Genomic DNA, 21776 nt, shown 5'->3' with positions numbered 1-21776 from the left:
TCTTGCAAGGAAACCGATGAAATCCCTGGACGATCTTGCCAACACTCTCGACTTCACCACCGCACAGACCGGTGATGAGCGCGTCGTCACGTTCTTGCCCGAACCCGAACGTGCCGAACGGCTGTACACGGTGATCTCCGTCGATGATCACATTGTCGAGCCGCCCGACACCTTCGAGGGCCGGGTGCCCGCGAAATTCGCCGACCTCGCGCCCAAGGTCATTGAGACCGAAAGCGGCGGACAAACCTGGATGTATGACGGGCAGGCCCTGCCCAATGTCGGCTTCAACGCCGTCGTGGGCAGACCGGTCTCGGAGTACGGGTTCGAGCCGGCCAGGTTCGATGAAATGCGCAGGGGTGCCTGGGATATCCACGAGCGGGTGAAGGACATGGACCTCAACGGGGTGTACGCCTCGCTGAACTTCCCGTCGTTCCTGCCGGGGTTCGCCGGCCAGCGACTGCAGTTGGTTACCAAGGACCGCGACCTCGCGATGGCCTCGGTACGCGCCTGGAACGATTGGCACCACGAGGTATGGGCGGGCTCTTACCCGGGACGGATCATTCCGTGTCAGCTGCCGTGGCTGCTGGACCCTGAGGTGGGTGCGCAGATGATCCGCGAGAACGCCGAAAGAGGCTTTCACGCCGTGACATTCAGCGAGAATCCGGCGATGTTGGGGCTGCCGTCAATTCATTCCGGTTACTGGGAACCGATGATGGCGGCCTGCGCAGAAACGGGAACGGTGGTGAACCTGCACATCGGCTCGTCGGGGTCGGCGCCGTCCACCACCGACGACGCACCCCCAGATGTACAGGGTGTGTTGTTCTTCGCCTACGCCATCTCGGCGGGTGTCGACTGGCTGTATTCGGGGCTGCCCAGCAGATACCCGGACCTGAAGATCTGCCTGTCCGAGGGCGGAATCGGCTGGGTGGCTGGTCTTCTGGACCGGCTCGATCACATGCTGAGCTATCACGAGATGTACGGGACGTGGAAGGCGCTCGGCGAAACATTGTCCCCGGCCGAGGTGTTCACGAGGAACTTCTGGTTCTGCGCGGTGGAGGACCAATCCTCCTTCATCCAGCACGAGCGCATCGGCACCGAGAACATCATGTTGGAGGCGGACTACCCGCACTGCGACTCGACGTGGCCGCACACGCAGCGCGTCATCCACGAGGAAATCGGTTGGTTACCGGCAGACGTCGTCAAGAAGCTGACATGGGAGAACGCTGCCAACCTGTACCGGCATCCGGTGCCGGTGCAGGTGCAGAACGACCCGAACGCGTACTGATGCGCATCGCGGTTCTGGACGACTATCAGGGTCTGGCGGACAGCGTCGATTGGTCCAGCATTCCGCGGCGAGTGCGGGTGACGTCGATCCGGGAGCACATCCCGCCAGGTGATCGGCTGGCCGACGCGCTTGTCGGTCACGAGGTTGTGGTCGCGATGCGGGAACGCACCCGCATCGATCGTGACCTGTTGGCGCGGCTGCCGGATCTTCGGCTGCTGGTGACGACGGGTCCCTTCAATGCGGCCATAGACGTCGCCGCCGCCCTGGACCGCGGGATCGTGGTGTCGGGAACCGGCGGGTCGATCACGCCCACAGTCGAGCTGACCTGGGCGCTAATCCTTGGGCTGCAGCGCCATCTCATTGCCGAGGATCGGGCGCTGCGGTACGGCCGGTGGCAGACGACGGTCGGTACCGATCTGGCCGGAGCGACGCTGGGACTGGTGGGCCTCGGTCGTATCGGCCGTCGGGTTGCGGCAGTGGGAAACGCGTTCGGCATGAATGTGATCGGCTGGAGCCCCAACCTCACCGATGAACGGGCCGAGCGTGCCGGCGTGCAGCGGGTGGACCGGGAGACGCTGCTGGCCACCGCGGACGTGGTGTCCCTGCATCTGGTGCTCGCCGAATCCACCCGAGGGATCGTCGGGAAGGACGAATTGGCGCTGATGAAACCCGATGCGGTGCTGGTCAATACCTCCCGGGGTGGTCTCGTCGATGAGCCCGCCCTCATCGAGGCATTGCGTAGCAGGCAGATTCGCGGCGCGGCACTCGATGTCTACGCACAGGAGCCGCTCCCTCCGGGCCATCCGCTCGCCGCGCTCCCGAACACGCTGCTGACCCCACACCTCGGCTACGTGACGAAGGATCTGATGGGGCTGTTCTACCGCGAGATTGTGGAGGACATCGCGGCCTACTGCACCGGCAATCCGATCCGACTGCTGACGCCGTAGCGGGCTGTCGCAGCCGTCGAAACCGAGGTTGTGGCGAATATGTGGGAGACGAAACCGCCACAACATCGGTTTCGGTGCGCAGGTGCGTTCTTGCCCAAAACTAGAACATGTTCTACCGTCGAGCGGAGTGGCTGATCTGCGACGATTCAACAAGGAGTGCGATGCCTGATCCATTTGACCCGCTGCACGGGTCGATCAACTCCGGGCACCTGCTGGTTTCCGCACTCAAGCGGAACGCCAATGCGCCCGCGTTGGTGCTCGGCGACGTCACCTTGACCGGTGCGCAGATGGCCGACGAGATCAGCAGGTACATCCAGGCGTTCACGTCCTTGGTGCCGGATACGACCGACGGTCAGGGCATGCTGGCCCTCAACCGACCCGAGGTGCTGCTGGTGATTGGGGCGGGGCAGCTGCTGGGCACTCGCCGCACCGCGTTGCATCCGATGGGATCACTGGACGACCACGCGTACGTGCTGGCGGACGCCAAGATCACCACACTCGTCATCGACCCGACGCCGCAATTCGTGGAGCGGGCTGCTGCCCTGGTGGAGAAGGTTCCGACCCTGACCCGCGTGCTGACGCTCGGGCCGGTGCCGCCGGAACTCGCCGCGGTCGGACATGATTTGGTCGCGGCAGCCAAGGATTTCGAGGCGAAGCCCCTGACGCCGACCAATCTGTCACCGGACCACATCAACGGCCTCACCTACACGGGCGGGACAACCGGCAAGCCCAAGGGCGTCATCGGGACCTCGCAGTCCATCCTGACCATGACGCAGATCCAGCTGGCCGAATGGGAATGGCCGGAGCGTCCCAAATTCCTGATGTGTACCCCGCTTTCACATGCCGGTGCCGCCTTCTTCATGCCGACCCTGATGAAGGGCGGCTCCATGGTGGTGCTGCCCAAGTTCGACGCGGCTGCCGTGCTGGCCGCGATCGAGGAGCACAAGATCACCGCCACCATGTTGGTGCCGTCGATGATCTACGCGCTGATGGATCACCCGGATTCGCACACCCGCGATCTGTCCTCGCTGCAGACCGTCTACTACGGCGCCTCGGCGATCAACCCGGTGCGGTTGGCGGAGGCCATCGAGCGATTCGGACCGATCTTCGCGCAGTACTTCGGTCAGTCCGAGGCGCCCATGGTGATCAGTTACCTGGCCAAGGGTGACCACGATGCCAAGCGGCTCTCCAGTTGTGGCCGGCCTTCGGCGTTCCTGCGGACCGCGCTTCTTGACGAGAACGACAAGCCGGTCAAGCAGGGCGAGCCCGGCGAGATCTGCGTGGCCGGACCGTTGGTGGCGGGCGGCTACTGGGAGTTGCCCGAGCAGACCGCCGACACCTTCAAGAACGGCTGGCTGCGCACCGGCGATATCGCACGAGAGGACGAGGACGGCTTCTGGTTCATCGTCGACCGCACCAAGGACATGATCGTCACCGGCGGCTTCAACGTATTTCCCCGTGAGGTGGAGGACGTTGTCGCCGAACATCCGTCGGTCGCCCAGGTCGGTGTCATCGGCGTACCGGACGAGAAGTGGGGCGAGGCGGTCACCGCGATCGTGGTGCTTCGTTCCGATGCGTCCGCCGATGACGCGGCGGTTTCCAAGATGACATCGGAGATTCAGGCCGCGGTGAAGGAACGCAAGGGCTCGGTGCAGTCGCCCAAGCATGTGATCATCGCCGAGTCGCTGCCGCTGACGGCGCTGGGCAAGTTGGACAAGAAGGCCCTGCGCCAGAAGTACGCGACGGTCTAGGCCTTCTCTGCTCCCGAGAGAAGGTTCTGTGCGCCGGCATGGATGAACTCGCGCAACCACGGCGCGGGCTCACCCCTATCGGGTAGGTGCCGGCGAACCGCCGCGTACGGCATATCGATCAGCGCGAACATCACCTTGTCGAGCAGTTCGGGAGTTACCGAGCCATATCGGCGTTCGGTGAACTCGCGCAAGGATTTCCGCACCCGTGCGTTGAGCGCCTTGAGCTCGGCCGCGAGGGTATTGGGCCAATGGGCGACCAGATCGGCCTTGTCGTATTGAAGGAGCAGCTGCGCCTCGTTGCGGTTCTCCTGAGTCCAGTCGAAGGCATGGTCGATCGCCGCGTGCAGCGCAATCTCGGCATCGGGCAGGGCGAGCGCCGCGAGAAGCCCGTCCTGGTAGCGGGTAATCGAACGCAGCCAGAGGCGAGCCATGAGCTCATCGCGGCTGGCGAACCGGTGATACACCGAACCCGACGGGGCGCCAAGCACCTTGCCAACGGCGGTCGCGGTGGCGGCCGAGGGGCCGGCCGAGGTCACCAAGCCCAGCGCCGCGTCGAGGATGTCGTCGGTGGTGTACTGCGGCTTACGCCCCACTAGGCCGAACCACTAGGCCGAACCATGCTCGTGCCTTGGGCTACCGCGACAAGCTTGGTATTGCCGTCGTGGTCCTCGACGGAGATCTCGCAGCGACCGAGGGCCTTGGTTCGTCCGGAACTGACCAGAGATGCATCGGCGAGAAGGCGCGCGCCGTCACGTGCTGGGGACACGTATTCGATGGTGTATCCGCTGGTGACGATGTCGCCGCCCAGACCCAGTGCGCACGCGTAGGTGATGGCGTTGTCGGCGAGGTAGCTCAGCACCCCGCCGTGAATGAATCCGCTCTGCTGGCGCAGCTCGTCGCGGATATCGAGGACGAGCTGAATTCCCGATTCGTCGATTCGGCCGATGGATGTGCCCAGGAGCCGGCTGAAGGGCTGCGCATCGAGAACCTGTTGGGCTTGATCCAGGGTGATCACAATAATAGAGAATAGTCGCTAATAATTGGATTGGGTAGCGCGCATATGATGAAGATGCAGCTGGTCTGCTAGGAGTGGCTCGGGTTCGTCCGGGGTCACTGCTGGCATCGAATGACAGGTCCCGCGGGATCCGTCATGAGAGGGAACCCGGTGAGAATCCGGGACTGTCCCGCAGCGGTATGCAGGAACGATCGCCGTCTTATGCACTGGGTTGAGCACCACTGACCTGGGAAGCGACGGCCCGTAGGAAAACCTGAGCCCGGGTAACGCCTGTAAGTCCGAAGACCTGCCAGTTGTGTCGGGTGCGCCGCACCCGACGGATCATCGCCTCGCGGAATGGGCGTATGGCCGAATCGGTTTCACCGAACAGATATGCGTATCGGTGGTGCCGTGCTCGGTTCTTCGTCCCCTGGCGGTGGCCCACCCCGCTGTGGATGAAGGACTGCTCATGACTGCACAACCATTTACCGTCACCACCCTCGGTTCCGCGCGCATTGGGCCGCGGCGTGAGCTCAAGAGGGCCACCGAGAGTTTCTGGGCTGGCCGCACCACCCGTACCGAGCTGGAGACCGTCGCCGCCGGATTGCGCCGCGACAACTGGACCGCGTTGGCCACCGCCGGGCTGGATTCCGTTCCGGTGAACACCTTTTCCTACTACGACCAGGTACTCGACACCGCGGTGATGCTGGGCGCGCTGCCGCCGCGTGTTGCCGGCATCGCCGACGACCTCGATCGCTATTTCGCCGCCGCGCGCGGCAATGCCGATGTCACGCCGCTGGAAATGACCAAGTGGTTCGACACTAACTACCACTACCTGGTGCCGGAGATCGGGCCGGACACCAAGTTTGAGCTCAATCCGGCAAAGCTGTTCGGTGAGCTGAAAGAGGCTCAGGCGCTGAACATTCCCGCGCGTCCGGTAGTCGTCGGGCCGATCACCTTCCTGGCGCTGAGTAAGTCGGTCGACGGTGCGAATGCGCCTATCGAGCGCATTGACGAAGTGGCCGCGCTCTACGAGCAACTACTGGTGCAGCTTGCCGAGGCCGGCGTTACCTGGGTCCAGATCGACGAGCCGGTGCTCGTCACCGACATCCTGCCGAATGGCCCGGAGCTTGCCGAGCGGGTGTACGGCCGCCTCGGTACGGTTGCCGACCGACCGGCCATCTTCGTTGCCACCTACTTCGGCGACCTCGGTGCGGCCCTACCTGCGTTGGCGCGCACTCCGGTTGAGGCGATCGGTGTTGACCTGATCTACGGATCGGCGTCAGGCGTGGCGTCGGTACCGGAACTTGCCGGAAAGACCCTGGTGGCAGGCGTTGTCGACGGGCGGAACATTTGGCGCACCAACCTGGAGTCGGCGTTGAATACGCTTGCCACGCTGCGGGGAAGCGCGAAGTCGGTGGCTGTCGCTACGTCCTGCTCCACGCTGCACGTGCCGTACTCGCTGGAGCCCGAGACCGAGCTCGATGATCGGCTGCGGAGTTGGTTGGCCTTCGCCGATGAGAAGGTCCAGGAAGTCGTCATCTTGTCGCGGGCACTGAACGAAGGTCGTGGCGCAGTTGCTGAACAGATTGCGGCCTCCAACGCGGCCGTCGAATCACGTAAGGCGGACCCGCGTCTGAACAACGGCCAGATCCGGGATCGTCTGGATTCGATTCTGGCCGCTGGTGTTTCGCGTGGCGATGCGGCGGAGCGTCGCCGCAGCCAGGATGAACGGCTGAAGCTGCCTGAACTGCCGACGACCACCATCGGGTCCTTCCCGCAGACCGTCGAGATCCGTAAGGCGCGTCAGGCCCTCACCAAGGGGGAGATCGACGACGCAGAATACTTGCGGCGGATGCGTGCCGAGGTGGCCGATGTCATTGCACTGCAAGAGGACCTGGGCCTGGACGTGCTGGTGCATGGCGAGCCAGAGCGCAACGATATGGTGCAGTACTTCGCCGAGCAGCTGGACGGCTTCTTTGCCACCCAGAATGGTTGGGTGCAGTCCTACGGCAGCCGCTGCGTGCGTCCGCCGATTCTGTACGGCGATGTGGCACGGCAGAACCCGATGACCGTTGAGTGGGCCACCTATGCCCAGTCGCTGACCGCGAAGCATGTCAAGGGCATGCTGACCGGGCCGGTGACCATCCTCGCGTGGTCGTTCGTACGCGATGATCAGCCGTTGGGGGACACTGCAAATCAGATCGCTCTGGCTATCCGGGACGAGACGGTCGACCTGCAGAACGCCGGGATCGCCATCATCCAGGTGGACGAGCCCGCGCTGCGCGAACTGCTACCGCTGCGCGATGCCGACAAGCGGGCGTACCTGGACTGGGCTGTCGGGGCCTTCCGTTTGTCGACCTCGGGCGTGTCCGATGCGACACAGATCCACACGCATCTGTGCTACTCGGAGTTCGGCGAGGTGATCGGCGCCATCGCGGATCTGGATGCCGACGTCACGTCGATTGAGGCGGCGCGCTCGCATATGGAGGTGCTCGGCGACCTCAACGCGATCGGGTTTTCCAATAGTGTGGGGCCGGGTGTGTACGACATCCATTCGCCGCGGGTTCCGTCCAGTGAGGAAATGGCGGACTCGCTCCGCGAGGCGTTGAAGGCCGTTCCGGCTCAGCGTCTTTGGGTCAACCCGGACTGCGGTCTGAAGACCCGGAAGGTTGATGAGGTGACCGCCTCGCTGAGAAACCTGGTGGTCGCGGCCGCCGAGGTTCGCGCCGGGGCGTAAACCCTTGTCTCGCCGGGGTGTGGAACGATCGAAGCCCGTTCCACACCCCAGCGTCAGCGGTCCTCGGCAGATGATGCCGCCGCTACGATCGTCTGGTTGACCGATCTTGGTCAGGAAAGTTCTGGAGGTACCTCGTGCCCTTGAAGACCATTGCGCTGGAGTTGGTGCCACCCAACGTCGAGGGCGGACTCGACCGCGGGTCGGAGGAACTGCGGAAGCTGGTGCAGTTCTCGGCCGAGACCGGCATCGAAGGACGCATCCGCCACGTCATGATTCCGTCGATGATCGTGGAAGACGGTGACCGGCCGCTGGAAATGAAGCCCAAACTGGATGTTGTCGACTACTGGTCGATCGTTCAGTCTGAGATTCCCGGTATGCGCGGGTTGTGCACGCAGGTCACCTCCTTCTCGGATGAGACGTCGCTGCGGAATCGCCTGACGGGTCTCGGCAGTGCCGGGTTCGACGGCGTGATCTTCGTGGGTGTGCCCCGCACCATGAACGATGGTGATGGGGAGGGAATCCCGCCGACCGATGCGCTGTCCAAGTTCGATGACCTTGTGGTGAACAGGGGTGCGATTCTGATCCCCACGCGGGCGGGGGAACAGGGCAGGTTCTCCTTCAAATGCGACAAGGGTGCCACCTTCGGCATGACCCAGCTGCTGTATTCCGATGCGGTAGTTGGTTTTCTGCGTGAGTTCGCCCGCACCAGTGATCATCGGCCCGAGATCTTGTTGTCTTTTGGGTTTGTTGCCAAGATGGAATCCAAAGTGAGCCTCATCAATTGGCTTATTCAGGACCCTGGAAACGAGGCCGTCGCGCAGGAGCAGGCCTTCGTCCGGTCACTCGCCGGCTGTGAACCCGATGTCAGGCGGCGCCGACTTGTCGATCTCTACAAACGCGTCATCGATGGCGTGGCGGAGCTCGGATTCCCATTGAGTCTGCACTTCGAAGCGCCGTACGGTCTTGCCAGGCCGGCGTTTGAAACCTTCGCCGAGATGCTCGGCTACTGGGCGCCGGACCAGATGTCCTGACCGAAGTCCGGCGGCGGACCAACATGACATGTGCCCGGCTACGAGCGACAACACAGCATTGGATCGAATGCCGCTCATAGGCGGGCACTTGTTTGTGTGCTCCGAAATCCTTTGACTGACGGGACTCTGCCGTTGAGACTGACGCCATGGAGCCCGCTACCTTGCACACGGAGCGGCTGCTGTTGCGCTGTGTGACGCCTGCTGATGAAGCCTCATTGGCGGAGGCCTGTAACGACCCGCTGATCGCGCGGTACGTTCCAGTGCCCTCGCCTTACACGGCCGAAGATGCACGGCGGTTCGTTGCAGCGTCGACTGCCGGATGGGCGAATGGGGTGCAATACGGGTTGGGCTTCTATCTGGCGGCCACCGGCGAACTTGTGGGCACCTGCGTGCTCAAGTGTCTGGAGCGCGGGGTAGTGGATCTTGGCTATTGGGCGGCCCCCAAGTACCGCCGTCAGGGGCTCACAGTTGAGGCGGCTCGAAGGTTGTGCCAGTGGGGATTTGATGAGCTGGACATCCACCGGATCGATTGGTGGGCTGTCGTCGGAAACACCGGTTCACGCGCCGTCGCGGAGGCCCTCGGGTTCCAGGTGGAGGGGCTGCTGCGGCGGCGGGCCTACCAAGCGGGCGAGCCAAGGGACTGGTGGGTGGGCGGACTGTTATCGCGGCCCGAATGAGGGGGTATTGACGTCCAGCGGTGACGCTGGCTAACCTCCTTGGAGGTACACCGGGTCCGGAGCGTTCGTGCTCCGTCCGTCTAACACCCGGTGCTGTGAGTGCTCAACAAGATTCCCACTCGGAATGAATCTCTTGTATATCTTGGTATTACACATTGGGAGTATCAGTGCTGCGGCCGGACTCCCGAGCTGGGTCAGTCCGTCGAATGGCAGGTCTCTGCGCACCCTGCGGGGGATGGCTATCTGTTAGCAACGGCGTCCGCTGTCGATTGGGAGGCGGATCGCGAGATTGTCAGGTTTCCTTACGGCTGCGCGGCGTGGGATCCAGACCTCGGTGATCCTGCTGAGGCTCTGGTAATCCTTTGGGCCACATGGCATGAGGATCAAAGTTGGCCGCGCCTGTCGGGAGTCGTCGAGGAGCTGTACGACGTATCCGGCATCACTTACCTGGATGAGTCCGGTTGCATGCGGCACCGGCCGTCATCGTTTCAGTACAGACCCGTGGAGCTTGCGACACGATGGCCCGAGAGGCCGCCGACGGGTGAAATTGGACGCCGAACGATCTCGGGAGCCGTTGTGGGGCTGCGGGTCAGGTCGGTTATGGAACCCTCCGAGGCTGAGGTGCTGGCTCTGCGGGAGAAGCGGGACTGTGCGGCCCGAACCATCCACCTCACCGGGCCACCCGAGGTGTTCGGATCGACGCTGCCTGTCGTGGGCGATCGCGTTGTCGTGGATCTCTGCGATCCGCGGCTGTCGACAGAAGGTTGCGAGTGTGGCGGCGGGATTGTCGCCGGGGAAGCCTTGCAGGTCAGCCGCACCGAGCATTGCGGCTTCTACACCGCGTTCGAGACCATCGACAGGTCCGCAGCGCCACCGGAGGAGCTGTTTGTGCGTCTACTCTGTGACTGAAGGCGCACAGAGGGGGACGTCATGGTGGATGACGAACAGGTGGCCGAATCCGCCGGCCCGATTATCAGCGGACCGCGGAAATGGATACGACATGGACTGATCGCCGTCGTAGTGGCGGCTGCATTGATTGCCCCCGTGGTGCTGACGATCCGATGGGTGAAAGCCGAGGATCTCGCGCAAGGCCAGTTGAAGGAGTACACGGCCGAACGGCAGGAGCTGCAGGCTCGGGAATTGGTCGCCGATTTGAACACCCATGCCCCGGCGATGGTTTTTTCGACGGCCCGGGTGAGCCGTGGGGACCCGAGGGAAGCAGCAGCGAATGCCCAACTGGACAGGCTCATTCAGGCTGCGATGCCGCTTCCCGGATGCCAATACACGTTCGATGCGGTCGCCGACCTCGGTGAGCAGGGTGGCAAGACATTTCCGTGGGGCATCTCGCGGACCCACCGGTTCGACATGCTGCTCACCGAACACTGCCCGGACAAGCCGCCGTTGCCGCGCACCATCGGGGTGATTGCCAGGCCCACCGAAGGCGGGTACTGGACCCCGTCAGCATTCGTGATCGAGCTGTAGATGGGAAAGGTGTGGAAGTGGGCACTCCTGGCTCTGGTGATAGTGCTCGTGGAAGTAGTCGTGACCGCATGCGTCTATGGCACCGCGCTCGAAGCTAGTCACCACCCTGGGCAAGCCGAGTATCCGGCGGACCAGCAGCGGCTCGCCGCGCAGCGCGTCGTGGCGGGGCTAAACAGCCGTGATGCCAACAGGCTTGGCCTCATCAAACACGCTCGGGATATCACTGAGCCAACCGCCGAGAACGTCGAGCTGGACAAGCGGATAGCGGCGGCGATGCCGGCACCTGGCTGCACCCTGCGGCTGATGTCCATGAAGGACCGGGGAGTACAGCCCACCACGATCATCCATCAGTTGCCGTTGCCTGCATATCGATTCGATGTGCGAGTCACCGAGCACTGTCCAGATAGACCGCCACGCGATCGTGTCATCGGGGTCCTGGCGGTCCCTGGGCAGGGTGGCTACTGGGAAAGTGCCTCGGTGATCGTCGAGAATTAGGACGCCAGCGACCGCTGTGGCTTACCGGAGTACTCGCTCAGCGGCCGGATGAGTGCGTTCGCCGCGGCTTGCTCCATGATGTGGGCTGTCCACCCCGTGATGCGGCTCATCACGAAAATCGGTGTGAAACTGGGGATGTCGAAGCCCATCAGGTAGTAGGCAGGTCCGGTTGGGAAGTCAAGATTGGGCTTGATACCGGTGGCGGCATTCATCTCGTTCTCGAGGACCTTGTAGATCTCAAGCCAGGTTCGCCCATCGCGCACCCGCGCGATGTCGCCGAGCGCGGCGCGCATCGTCGGCACCCGGGAGTCACCATTCTTGTAGACACGGTGGCCGAAGCCCATGATCTTCTCCTTGCGGGAGCGCTTGCCCTGCAGCCATTCCGCGGCCTTGGCAGCATCGCCGATTTCGATCATGTCGTGCATGACGGCCTCGTTGGCGCCGCCATGCAGCGAACCCTTGAGTGCGCCGATCGCCGCGGTGACCGCACTGTAGATGTCCGACTGCGTCGAGGTCACCACCCGGGCGGCGAACGTGGAGGCGTTGAAACTGTGCTCGGCGTACAGGATCATCGACTGTTCGAACGCCTTGACGATCACCGGATCCGGCACCTCGCCGAAGCACATCCGCAGGAAGTTCGCCGAGTAGCCCAAATGGCTGTGAGGTTGTATCGGGTCTAGTCCGCGCCGGCGGCGCATGTCGGCGGCGACAATCGTCGGCAGCACCGCGAACATGCGAAGTGATTTGGCGTAGTTGGCATCTGGTGTGCTGTCATCCTCGGACGGATCCTCGGCACCCAAGAAGCTGATGGCGGTGCGCACCACGTCCATCGGATGGCAGGTGTCCGGCAGCTTGGCCAGCAGCGACATCAACGAGCGATCCAAACGACGTTGTGCACGCTCTCGCTGGTTGAACAGGGCGAGCTCGCCCTCGCTGGGCAGCTCGCCGTGCCAGAGCAGGTAGGCGACCTGCTCAAAGCTGCACTGGGCGGCCAGGTCTTGCACCGGATAGCCCCGGTAGGTGAGCGAGTTGGTCTCAGGCACCACCTTGGAAATGGCGGTGGTGTCTACTACGACGCCGGCAAGACCCTTGTGAATGGTTGGTGTTGCGGTAGTCATCGGGCTCCTCCTCCATTGAGGCTGAAGTTGAAGATCTCGGTGTCGAACTGGTTGTACTCGGCGTACCGGAGCAGCTCATACAGCCGGCTGCGGTGCTGCATCTGATCCAGCAGGCCCGACTGCGTTCCGGCCGAATCGATTTCACGTAGCCCCTGCTCCACCGCGAACATCGCGAGCCGCAGGGTGGTGACGGGATAGATGACGACGTTGTAGCCGACCTCACGGAGCTGGTCCGCCGTCACCAGTTCGGACTTGCCGAACTCGGTCATGTTGGCCAGCAACGGAACGTCGATCGCGGCCCGGAATTGTTCGAACTCGCCGATGGTGCTCAGCGCCTCGGTGAAGATGAGATCGGCACCGGCGTCGGCGTAGGCCTTGGCGCGCTCGATCGCCGCGGGCAACCCCTCGATGCCCGCGGCATCGGTGCGTGCACAGATCACGAAATTGGGGTCGCGTCGGGCCGACACCGCTGCGCGCAGCCGTCGAACCATCTCCGAGGTCTCCACGACGGCCTTGCCGTCAAGATGCCCGCATCGCTTCGGGTTTACCTGATCCTCGAAGTGACAGCCCGACAGACCGGAATCTTCGAGTACGGTCACCGTGCGGGCGGCACTCATCGGCTCACCGAAACCGGTGTCGGCGTCGATCAGCGTCGGCAGATCGGTCATCGAGGCGATCTGCCGGCCACGAGCCGACACCTCGGTGAGCGTCGTCAACCCGATGTCGGGCAGCGCCAGGTCGGCCGAGAGCACCGCGCCGGACACGTACACGCCCTCGAATCCGATTTCCTGAATCAGCTTGGCCACCAAGGGAGAGAAGGCGCCAGGCAGGCGCAGCAGCTCACCGGAGGCCAGGCCCGTACGAAACGCGGCACGTTTTGCCGCCGCGTCTGTGGTGGAAGCCAACAGCGCGCTCATCCGAAAATCCCGCCCGGGGTCGTTGGCGCCTTGTCCAGCACCACGGCGTCGATGAGCGGGTTGAGTGCACCGAGCGATCCCGCCTTCAGATCCACCAATCCCTGTGCCACGGAAAGGAATCGGCTCTGCTCGTGCGGCTCGATGACGCCGTCCGATAGCGTCGTGAACTTGTTGATGTAGTTCTCCCGCGCGAAGGGCCGCGCACCCAGCGGGTGTGCGTCGGCGATTGCCAGCTCGTCGGTGATGACCTCACCGTTCTTGAGGGTCACCACTGCCTTGCAGCCGAACGCCTTCTCATCGGGATTGGTCGAGTGGTAGCGGCGGGTCCACTCAGGATCCTCGACGGTGCTGATCTTGTTCCACAGCTCGATGGTTTCCGGACGGTGCGCGCGCTCAGGCGCGTACGACCGCTCGTGATGCCAGGTTCCGTCTTCTAACGCAACCGCGAAGATGTACATCACCGAGTGGTCCAACGTCTCGCGTGAAGCGTCGGGGTCGAACTTCTGCGGATCACCCGACCCGGTGCCGATGACCACATGCGTGTGATGGCTGGTGTGCAGGACGATCGTGGCGATCTGCTCGAGATCGCCGATGCGGTCACGGAGCCTGCGTGCTAAGTCAATGGGGGCCTGGCTCTGGTATTCGGCCGAATGCTCCTTGGTGTAGCTGTCCAGGATCGCCCGCTTCTCCTCGCCCGGTCCCGGCAGCGGTACCTCGTAGACCTTCTCGGGACCGCCGAGCAGCCACGCGATGACGCCGTCCTCGCCTTCCCAGATGGGCGAGGGTGCACCCTCGCCGCGCATCGCGCGATCGACGGCTTCGATGGCGACCTTGCCTGCCCAGGCCGGGGCATAGGCCTTCCAACTGGAGATGAGTCCCTTGCGTGACTGCCGGGTCGCGGTGGTGAGGTGGAGTGCCTGGCCGATCGCTTGGTAGATCGTCTCGGTATCGAGCTTCAGCATGGTGCCCAGGCCTGCCGCCACAGACGGCCCCAGATGTGCGACGTGGTCAATCTTGTGTTCGTGCAGGCAGATCCCACGGGTGAGGTTGATCTGGGTTTCGTAGGCGGTGGCCAGGCCGCGAATGAGGTCGTTGCCACCGATGCCGAGCTGCTGAGCGACCGCCACCAGCGGGGGAATGTTGTCCCCGGGATGCGAGTAGTCGGCGGCCAGGAAGGTGTCGTGGAAGTCCAGCTCGCGCACCGCGACCCCGTTGGCCCAGGCGGCCCACTCGGCCGAGTATCCGCCACTCACACCGAAGACATTGGCGCCGCGCGCACCGGAAGGAACCGCATGCGCCTGCGCCTGACGGCGTGCGACCGTGACGGGACGACGGATGACAGACGCCGCACTGACAGCGGCGTTGTCGATGACCCGATTGATGACCATCGCCTCGGTATCGGCGGGAACAGCGACGGGGTCGGCGGCGACTTCCGCGATCTTCCAGGCGAGGTGTTGGTCGCGGGGGAAGTCCTCGGCGCTGCGGCGGGTGCGTACTGAGTGAACGTGCATGATCCGCACGTTACGCAGCTGCGAAGGTGATTAAAAGGCCATGTAAATGCGTATTTCTGTATCCTTAGTTCGTGGATGTTGCAAACATTGCGAATGCATGGAGGGTTATCCTGGGTGCATGTCCAGACCGTTCGCCGGAGCGCGGTTGCGGAGGTTGCGCGAGGAGCGCGGCCTGACGCAAGCAGCGCTCGCGCGTGTCCTGGATCTGTCCACGAGTTACGTGAACCAACTCGAAAATGACGCGCGCCCGGTCACTGTGGCGGTGCTGCTGCGGCTCACCGAACGGTTCGATTTGTCGCCGCACTACTTCTCGCCGGATTCCGACGCTCGGCTGGTCGCGGATCTCGGTGAGATCTTCACCGAGGCGGCGGTGGGCGAGGTCAGCGATCTGCAACTGGAAGAGCTGGTCGCCCGCATGCCGTCGGTGGGCCAGACCCTTGTGGGCATGCACCGGAGGCTGCGGGATGTCACTGCAGAACTGGAGAGCTACCGCGCCACCGAGAACGCCGCCACGATCGGTGATTCGATACGTGAACCCCTGCGCCCCATGCCTTTCGAGGAGGTTCGTGACTTCTTCTACGATCACAAGAACTATCTGGGCGAACTCGACACCGCCGCCGAGGATCTGTTTGAGCGTTATGGGCTGCACACGGGTGAGCTTGATGTGCAGCTCGCGGCGGTGCTGAAGCAAGACCACGGCATCACCGTCGCCCTAGATAAGGGTGGTGCACTGACGGATTCGGCGAAGCGCCGGTTCGACACCGATACCGGGGTGCTGCGCATTGCGCACTGGCTCGCACCCGGCCAGCGCGCCTTCCAAATGGCCACCCAACTCGCGTTGTTGACCCAGACCGAAACCATGGCGGCAATCCTGTCTGGCGCCGATCAGCTTAGCCCCGAGGCCATCGGCGTCGCCCGGATCGGACTGGCCAATTATTTCGCGGGCGCGTTTCTGTTGCCCTATAAGCAGTTTCATCGCGCGGCGGAGTCAACCCGCTACGACGTCGACCTCTTGGCGCGGCAGTTCGAGGTCGGGCACGAGACGGTCTGTCACCGGCTATCCACGCTGCAGCGCCCTTCGATGCGGGGTGTTCCGTTCATCCTGGTGCGGACCGATCGGGCCGGCAACATATCGAAACGCCAATCTGCCACGGCATTTCACTTCTCGCGGGTGGGCGGAAACTGCCCGCTGTGGGTCGTACACGAAGCGTTCTCGAATCCGGGCCAGTTCGTCACCCAGGTTGCCGAGATGCCCGACGGGCGCACCTACTTTTGGGTCGCACGGACAAGTAGCACGTCGACGGGTGGGTTCCTCAGTACACCAAAGTCATTCGCGATCGGGTTGGGGTGCGATATCGCCCATGCGCATCGGCTGGTGTACTCGACCGGCATCGCGCTGGAGGATCCGTCCAATGCCGTACCGATGGGTCCTGGTTGCAAGGTGTGCGTGCGGGAGTCGTGTGCGCAGAGGGCGTTTCCCTATATTGGGCGCAGCGTCCGCGTCGATGAGGATGCCAGCAGTAGCTTGCCCTACACCTGATGAGTGGTGTGCCGCAGCACCGATGGTCCCGCGGCGATCAGGGCCACCAGCTGGATCACGCCGACTACCCCGATGAGCATGGGGATCGATACGTCGTACAGGTAACCCGTGAGGGCTCCGCCGATCGCAGTGGCCACACCGAGCACGGCCGCGTAGACACCGTAGGCGGTGGCTCGGCGCCCCGACGGCACGAGATCGGCGACCACCGCGCGCAGCGTGGACTCCTGGATGCCCACCGCAGCACCCCACAACAGTGCACCGAGCACGATGCCCGTCAGCGATTCCGTAAAGGCCAGCATGGGCACGGCGGCTCCCACGATAGGCAGAACTACAAGGGTTTTCGGGCCAATCCGGTCGTAGGCCCAACCGGAGGCCAGCGCGGCTACGGCGTCGGCGGCCATCGCGACTGCATACACAAGGGGCACGGCCGCGGGCGACAGGATGCCGCGGGTGACCATGTGGAACGACAGCACGCCGAAGGTGGCGAAGCCGGACATCGTGAGCCCGGAAAATCCCGCGTACAGCCAAAACTTCAGTGGAAGTTGGAGTTTCTGGCGTACGACGACCGGTACGTCGGGCGAATCAGACGGATCCTCGTACAGCTCGGGGCGAGGCACCCGTCGGCGTAGCCAGAATAGCAGGGCTAGTGCGGCGGCCCCCGGGATCGCAAGCACTGCGAACGTCGGCAGGTAGGCACCGTGGGTGATCGCGAGCATGCCCGCAACCACGAGCGGGCCGGTGATGGCGCCCAGCTGGTCCATCGCCTCATGTACGGCGAAACCCTTGCCGCGACCGGTGACCGAGGTGGCGTGCGATAGCAGTGTGTCCTTGGCGGGACTGCGGACCGCCTTGCCGACGCGTTCGGCGATCACCAGCGTGGCGGTGATCCAGAGCACGCTGGACACCCCCAGGAACGGCACCGTGATCACGGTGAGCGCATAACCAGCGATGGTCCACGCCCAAAACATGCGGGTGCGGTCGGTGAGGGGACCCGACACCAGGCGCAGGGCCAGCGCCGCCGCCTCACCGATTCCGGTGACCACACCGACTACGAGTGCCGTAGCCCCCAGGGAAGCCAGCAGCGGCCCGGTGATGGAGCGCGCACCCTCGTAGACAATATCGGCGAGCATGCTGATGACGCCGAAGGTAGTGACGAACCGCCATGCCGAAATGCGTTGTGACACAGTGCCGTATTCTGGTTTTGAGCTCAGCTGATCCATTGGGCCACCTGTCCAGCGATCCAGGGGCCGTCATCGAGCGGGATGTCGTGTCCGGCGGTGGGGTGCACGGCCACGGGCGCGCCGAACGTGTCGGCGATCGTGCGCGACGCGGAGCAGCTCACGATTCGATCGTGCGTAGAGGTGAGGACCAGCAGCGGAATGTCGATGCGCCGCGGCATCCGGAAAGTGACGGCGGCGCTGATCTGACGAGCGATGCTGGTGCCGGACGGCCGTTGTGTCTGTAGGTATCCCGCCCAGCGTCGGGCGAGTGCATCCAGGTCGAGATCGGGGTTGTTGGCGGTCTGCGCCAGGATCGCGCGCTCACGAGGCTCGTCGTCGCGGAACCGTCCGAGCACCAGGTTCGGTATCGACGACGGGAGGAAGCGCCTCCACACCGGCGTCGAGGCGGTGCTCGAATTGATGATGACGGCGCGCTCGAAGTCCCCCGGATAGCGCGCGCACCAATCGAGTCCGATCATGCCGCCGAGCGATATCGAGAGCAGCGACCAGTCGTCGTTCCCTCGGTCTAGTCGGGACCGGATGTCATCGGTGATCGCGGAGATGGTTGCCGGCGAGGTGCGGTGCGACTCGGTACCGAATCCTGGCGCGTCCAGGCATTCGACCTGGACGCCAAGTGATTTGGCGAATACTTCGGGAAACTGTTCCCAGTGGCGCTGCTCGCGGCTCAGGCCGCGCAGGAGCAGCCACCGCGTCATCGTTTGACGCCCACCGTCAAACGATCGAATTCCACGAACGGAATGGTGACGGGATGGTGGACCGGTCGCTGCACGGCGATGTCGAAACCGGCGGTCTCGAACATCTGCCGCATCTCGGTCGTCGTCGGCATGCTGGCAGGCACGCGGTCGCCAAGAAAGCGTCGGAGCAGCGGGGATGTGCGGTCGGGGGTGAAGGTGGTGACCGCCGCGAACCCGCCCGGGGCCAGCACTCGATGGAACTCGGCGAGCGCAGCCGGCTGGTCAAAGAAGTGAAACGCCGAGGTGGTGATCACTGCGTCGAGTGCACCGTCCGCGAACGGCAGTTGCTCGGCGGGACCGAACCGCCAATCGACCAACGGTGAGCGCGTCTTGGCCTGCGCGAGCATCCCCTCGGACATGTCGACCCCGTACACCTGCTCGGGTGCGAGCTCATCGTGAATACGGGAAGCGAGAATGCCTGTGCCGCACGCAATATCAACAATGCGCTGCGATTGATGCAGACGCAGCAGGGCGAGCATCTCGTCCTGGGCAGGCCGGTACACCCATTGCTGCAGCGGTGCCCAGTCGTAGGCCTTGGCGGCACGGCCCCAGAACCGCGTCACGTAGTCGTTGAAAGCTCGCCGTTGGACTGCGGATGAGCCGCTTGCGCGAAGACCATTGGCGGATGAGCCGCTTGCGCGAAGACCATCGAACGTCATGGGGTCAACGTACGCGAGCAACCCGGAGCTTGCCAGAGCTGTGTGCTCACTCGACCGTGATGTTGACCCGGTCCGGGTAAAACGCGAGATGACGGGCAATTTGGGCAACCGCCGGGTAGGGCTCCTCATAGGTCCAGACGGCGTCCTCGATGGTCCCGTCTGGCGTGCGCACCGAGTAGTAGGAGGCCTCGCCTTTGAAGGGGCAGTAGGTGTGGGTATCGGTCTGCTCCAGGATCTCCCAGTTCACGGACTCCGGCGGCAGGTAGTGCACGGCCGGATACGACGCCTCCTGCAGCCGCAGGGCGTGGGTGGTGTCGGCGATCGTGATATCGCCCGCCGTGACGACGACGCGAGCGCCGGAGTGGCCGATGTCGATGGGGTGGTCCGGGCCGGGGACCAGATGAGGCCGATCGGGGGTGGACATCTTTTCGAGGGTAGGCCGTTTTCGGTGCGCACGATCAGTGCTAGTTCTGAAGTGCGGATACCGAAACGGGTGGCCCGCCGCGCGGGCGTCGGCAAGCCAAACTATCGGATGATTGGTTACTCGGTGACCGAGGTCGCGTGGTTGTACTTGATTCGCGGTTGTATTGCGTGGAGAGCACCACACCCTGACGGCTGTATCCCCGGTGCCGGCACGGTTCTTTCGGACGATCTACGCGGCGCTGGCTCGGCTGCCGTGGTTGCACAGCTTCGATCGGCTGTACCGCTTCAGTTTCTAGTCGGCGCATGGCCTTAGAGCGCTATCGTCTGCGACATGGCAGCCCAACCTGATCTTCGAGAAAGCGGTTCGAAACGAAGTGACCCCGACGAGCTGTTCGGCATTGACGCGCTGCTCAGCGACGAGGAGCGCGCGATCCGCGACAGTGTGCGTGCGCTGGTTAACGCACGCGTGGTGCCCAACGTGCAGCGGTGGTACGAGCACGGCGATCTACCGGTCCGCAAGCTGGCCTTGGAGCTGGGCAAGATCGGTGTGCTCGGCATGCACCTGCAGGGCTACGGATGCCCCGGAACTTCCTCTCTGGCATACGGATTGGCGTGCATGGAGCTGGAGGCGGGTGACTCGGGGATACGCTCACTAGTCAGCGTGCAGGGATCGCTGGCGATGTACGCCATTTATGCCTACGGCAGCGATGAGCAGAAGAAGAAATGGCTGCCCCGGATGGCGGCAGGGGAGGAGCTGGGCTGTTTCGGCCTGACCGAGCCTGACTTCGGATCCGATCCCGGCGGAATGCGTACCTACGCCCGACGTGAGGGCAGCGACTGGATTCTCAGCGGAACCAAGACGTGGATCACCAACGGATCGATAGCCGATGTCGCGGTCATCTGGGCGCAGACCGACGATGGTGTGCGTGGCTTCTTGGTGTCGACGGATTCGGCGGGATTCAACGCACAGACCATTCGCTCCAAGATGTCGTTGCGCGCGTCGGTGACGGCAGAACTCAGTCTCAGTGACGTGCGAGTTCCGGAGAAGAATCGGCTTCCGCAGGCGATTGGGCTCAAGGCGCCGTTGTCGTGCCTGAACGAGGCGCGGTTCGGCATCATCTTCGGGTCGATGGGTGCCGCACGCGAATGTCTACGTACCGCACTCGATTACGCCCAGACCAGAGAACAGTTCGATCGTCCGATCGCGGGATTCCAGCTGACCCAGGAGAAGCTGGCCAACATGGCGCTGGAGTACGGCAAGGGTGTGCTGCTCGCGTTGCACCTAGGGCGCCGCAAGGATGCCGGCACGCTCATCACTCCGCAGGTGAGCTTGGGCAAGCTCAACAATGTGCGGGAGGCCATCGAGATTGCCAGGACGGCCCGCACAATCCTTGGCGCCAATGGCATTTCGGGCGAGTATCCCGTCATGAGGCATGCCAATAATCTGGAGTCGGTGTTGACCTACGAGGGCACCAGTGAAATGCACACGCTGGTAATCGGCCAGGCACTCACGGGTATCGCGGCGTTCCGGTAGCTAGTACATGTTGGAGCCGTTCTGCGTGCGCAGGCGGATCTGCCGAGTGGCTTCCTCGTAGAACGCGGGATGCGGGTCATGCACGATCACCGCGGTCACCCCGTTATTCACCCGGCTCTGCATGATCCGGCCGATACCGGATTGGATCGCCGCCACAATCGCGGATACGAAGAGCCCGCAAGACAACATGAGTAGCACCGCGGCCGATGCGTGGTCGTCGACCACAATGAGGGCGATAATCGCGACCAGCCAGAGAAATACCAAGAGCCGGAACGCAAGTCGACGCTGATCGAGCCGTTTTACGCAGAGATCGCAGACGGGCCATCTCGCCTTGATTCCTAATAACCGTCGCTTTCGCTCCCGATCGACAGACGACACGAACCATGCGGTGTTGAACAACGCCTGCCACACCCCGCGCTCGGCCGCCGAGCGTTCGATGAACCAATCGAGCTGCTGGTTGGCTCCCCGGCCGTGGGGGGCGCATATCGGCGACTGGAGCCACTCTATCGACATGACCTCTCCTGCAGTGGGTTCCGCAGGGATGGTGACGTCGCCGGTGAAGTACGTCATCGCGGGCCTGGACTGCCGGGATGACGCGTGTCGCCTCCTGGTGCGGATTCGTCCCCTGTGTTCGCGTGGAATGTGTACGTCTTCACGGGTGGTATCGGCCGCGCCGGCCCCGGCTCTGTTGACGTCA

21 protein-coding genes and 1 riboswitch are annotated in these 21776 nt (G+C 63.6%); of the genes, 11 read left to right on the top strand and 10 right to left on the bottom strand.

The features are described 5' to 3' along the window. The first annotated feature begins 16 nt into the window (after nt 1-16). The 3 genes from FZI91_RS07865 to fadD8 all read left to right on the top strand — a co-directional run bounded on the left by FZI91_RS07865 (nt 17) and on the right by fadD8 (nt 3983). Entirely contained in the window at nt 17-1285 is a 1269-nt protein-coding gene (locus FZI91_RS07865) for an amidohydrolase family protein (protein WP_155938270.1), read from the top strand. Beyond that, the gene (locus FZI91_RS07860) at nt 1285-2232 is read left to right on the top strand and encodes a D-2-hydroxyacid dehydrogenase family protein (RefSeq protein WP_155938268.1); all 948 of its coding nucleotides are present in this window, start codon (nt 1285-1287) and stop codon (nt 2230-2232) included. The genes FZI91_RS07865 and FZI91_RS07860 overlap by 1 nt, the downstream gene beginning before the upstream one ends. 161 nt (nt 2233-2393) lie before the next feature. Then, the gene (gene fadD8 / locus FZI91_RS07855) at nt 2394-3983 is read left to right on the top strand and encodes a fatty-acid--CoA ligase FadD8 (protein ID WP_155938265.1); all 1590 of its coding nucleotides are present in this window, start codon (nt 2394-2396) and stop codon (nt 3981-3983) included. On the opposite strand, the gene FZI91_RS07850 is transcribed toward fadD8, so the two are convergent. Together FZI91_RS07850 and FZI91_RS07845 are read right to left on the bottom strand one after the other, a co-directional pair. Further along, the gene (locus tag FZI91_RS07850) at nt 3980-4576 is read right to left on the bottom strand and encodes a TetR/AcrR family transcriptional regulator (RefSeq protein WP_162526515.1); all 597 of its coding nucleotides are present in this window, start codon (nt 4574-4576) and stop codon (nt 3980-3982) included. The genes fadD8 and FZI91_RS07850 overlap by 4 nt on opposite strands. Next, entirely contained in the window at nt 4576-4998 is a 423-nt protein-coding gene (locus FZI91_RS07845) for a PaaI family thioesterase (RefSeq protein ID WP_162526514.1), read from the bottom strand. The genes FZI91_RS07850 and FZI91_RS07845 overlap by 1 nt, the downstream gene beginning before the upstream one ends. A 99-nt stretch (nt 4999-5097) precedes the next feature. Beyond that, a riboswitch (cobalamin riboswitch) is annotated at nt 5098-5307 on the top strand. Nucleotides 5308-5446: 139 nt separating this feature from the next. Between FZI91_RS07845 and metE the strand changes: the two genes are divergently transcribed. From metE to FZI91_RS07815, 6 genes are all read left to right on the top strand, one after another. Then, nucleotides 5447-7717, top strand: a complete 2271-nt coding sequence (gene metE / locus FZI91_RS07840) for a 5-methyltetrahydropteroyltriglutamate--homocysteine S-methyltransferase (protein WP_155938263.1) — start codon at nt 5447-5449, stop codon at nt 7715-7717. Between the two features lie 140 nt (nt 7718-7857). After that, complete coding sequence (locus tag FZI91_RS07835; RefSeq protein ID WP_155938606.1) at nt 7858-8748, top strand: mycobacterial-type methylenetetrahydrofolate reductase; 891 nt, start codon at nt 7858-7860, stop codon at nt 8746-8748. 146 nt (nt 8749-8894) lie between these two features. Further along, a complete protein-coding gene (locus FZI91_RS07830) occupies nt 8895-9425 on the top strand; it encodes a GNAT family N-acetyltransferase (RefSeq protein ID WP_155938261.1) in 531 nt (176 codons plus the stop codon). A gap of 99 nt (nt 9426-9524) precedes the next feature. Then, entirely contained in the window at nt 9525-10334 is an 810-nt protein-coding gene (locus FZI91_RS24290) for a DUF6578 domain-containing protein (protein WP_162526512.1), read from the top strand. Between the two features lie 21 nt (nt 10335-10355). After that, the gene (locus FZI91_RS07820; RefSeq protein ID WP_155938259.1) at nt 10356-10907 is read left to right on the top strand and encodes a hypothetical protein; all 552 of its coding nucleotides are present in this window, start codon (nt 10356-10358) and stop codon (nt 10905-10907) included. Beyond that, the gene (locus FZI91_RS07815) at nt 10908-11402 is read left to right on the top strand and encodes a hypothetical protein (protein ID WP_155938257.1); all 495 of its coding nucleotides are present in this window, start codon (nt 10908-10910) and stop codon (nt 11400-11402) included. Here the strand turns inward: FZI91_RS07815 and FZI91_RS07810 are convergent. Genes FZI91_RS07810 through prpD form a run of 3 tightly spaced genes read right to left on the bottom strand, consistent with a single transcriptional unit; the run spans nt 11399 to nt 14948 of the window. After that, nucleotides 11399-12520, bottom strand: coding sequence for a bifunctional 2-methylcitrate synthase/citrate synthase (locus FZI91_RS07810; protein WP_155938255.1), 1122 nt, complete (start codon nt 12518-12520; stop codon nt 11399-11401). The two genes, FZI91_RS07815 and FZI91_RS07810, sit on opposite strands and share 4 nt — an antisense overlap. Continuing rightward, entirely contained in the window at nt 12517-13437 is a 921-nt protein-coding gene (prpB, locus tag FZI91_RS07805) for a methylisocitrate lyase (protein WP_155938253.1), read from the bottom strand. Before prpB ends, FZI91_RS07810 begins: the two co-directional genes overlap by 4 nt. After that, nucleotides 13434-14948 (bottom strand): 2-methylcitrate dehydratase PrpD, encoded by a 1515-nt coding sequence (gene prpD, locus FZI91_RS07800; protein WP_155938251.1) that lies wholly within the window; start codon nt 14946-14948, stop codon nt 13434-13436. Before prpD ends, prpB begins: the two co-directional genes overlap by 4 nt. 118 nt (nt 14949-15066) lie before the next feature. Here prpD and FZI91_RS07795 point away from each other — a divergent pair, with 118 nt between their 5' ends. Next, a complete protein-coding gene (locus tag FZI91_RS07795; RefSeq protein ID WP_155938249.1) occupies nt 15067-16488 on the top strand; it encodes a short-chain fatty acyl-CoA regulator family protein in 1422 nt (473 codons plus the stop codon). On the opposite strand, the gene FZI91_RS07790 is transcribed toward FZI91_RS07795, so the two are convergent. From FZI91_RS07790 to FZI91_RS07775, 4 genes are read right to left on the bottom strand one after another with little or no spacing between them, the layout of a single operon-like run. Then, a complete protein-coding gene (locus tag FZI91_RS07790) occupies nt 16479-17708 on the bottom strand; it encodes an MFS transporter (protein ID WP_155938247.1) in 1230 nt (409 codons plus the stop codon). The genes FZI91_RS07795 and FZI91_RS07790 overlap by 10 nt on opposite strands. Continuing rightward, a complete protein-coding gene (locus FZI91_RS07785) occupies nt 17696-18424 on the bottom strand; it encodes an alpha/beta fold hydrolase (protein ID WP_155938245.1) in 729 nt (242 codons plus the stop codon). The genes FZI91_RS07790 and FZI91_RS07785 overlap by 13 nt, the downstream gene beginning before the upstream one ends. Then, the gene (locus FZI91_RS07780; protein ID WP_155938243.1) at nt 18421-19122 is read right to left on the bottom strand and encodes a class I SAM-dependent methyltransferase; all 702 of its coding nucleotides are present in this window, start codon (nt 19120-19122) and stop codon (nt 18421-18423) included. The genes FZI91_RS07785 and FZI91_RS07780 overlap by 4 nt, the downstream gene beginning before the upstream one ends. Nucleotides 19123-19168: 46 nt before the next feature. Continuing rightward, nucleotides 19169-19546 carry a DUF427 domain-containing protein gene (locus FZI91_RS07775; protein WP_155938241.1) on the bottom strand — a complete coding sequence of 126 codons (378 nt, stop codon included), beginning with the start codon at nt 19544-19546 and terminating at the stop codon, nt 19169-19171. 330 nt (nt 19547-19876) lie between these two features. Between FZI91_RS07775 and FZI91_RS07770 the strand changes: the two genes are divergently transcribed. After that, a complete protein-coding gene (locus FZI91_RS07770; protein ID WP_155938239.1) occupies nt 19877-21079 on the top strand; it encodes an acyl-CoA dehydrogenase family protein in 1203 nt (400 codons plus the stop codon). On the opposite strand, the gene FZI91_RS07765 is transcribed toward FZI91_RS07770, so the two are convergent. After that, nucleotides 21080-21592: a hypothetical protein gene (locus tag FZI91_RS07765; RefSeq protein WP_155938237.1), complete on the bottom strand. Its 513-nt coding sequence runs from the start codon at nt 21590-21592 to the stop codon at nt 21080-21082. Between the last annotated feature and the right edge of the window lie 184 nt (nt 21593-21776).

The sequence above is a fragment of the Mycobacteroides sp. CBMA 271 genome (genome assembly GCF_009729205.1).
Classification (GTDB): Bacteria; Actinomycetota; Actinomycetes; order Mycobacteriales; family Mycobacteriaceae; genus Mycobacterium.
Note: the sequence above shows the minus strand (reverse complement) of the source record. Positions and strands in the feature narration are given on the sequence as shown.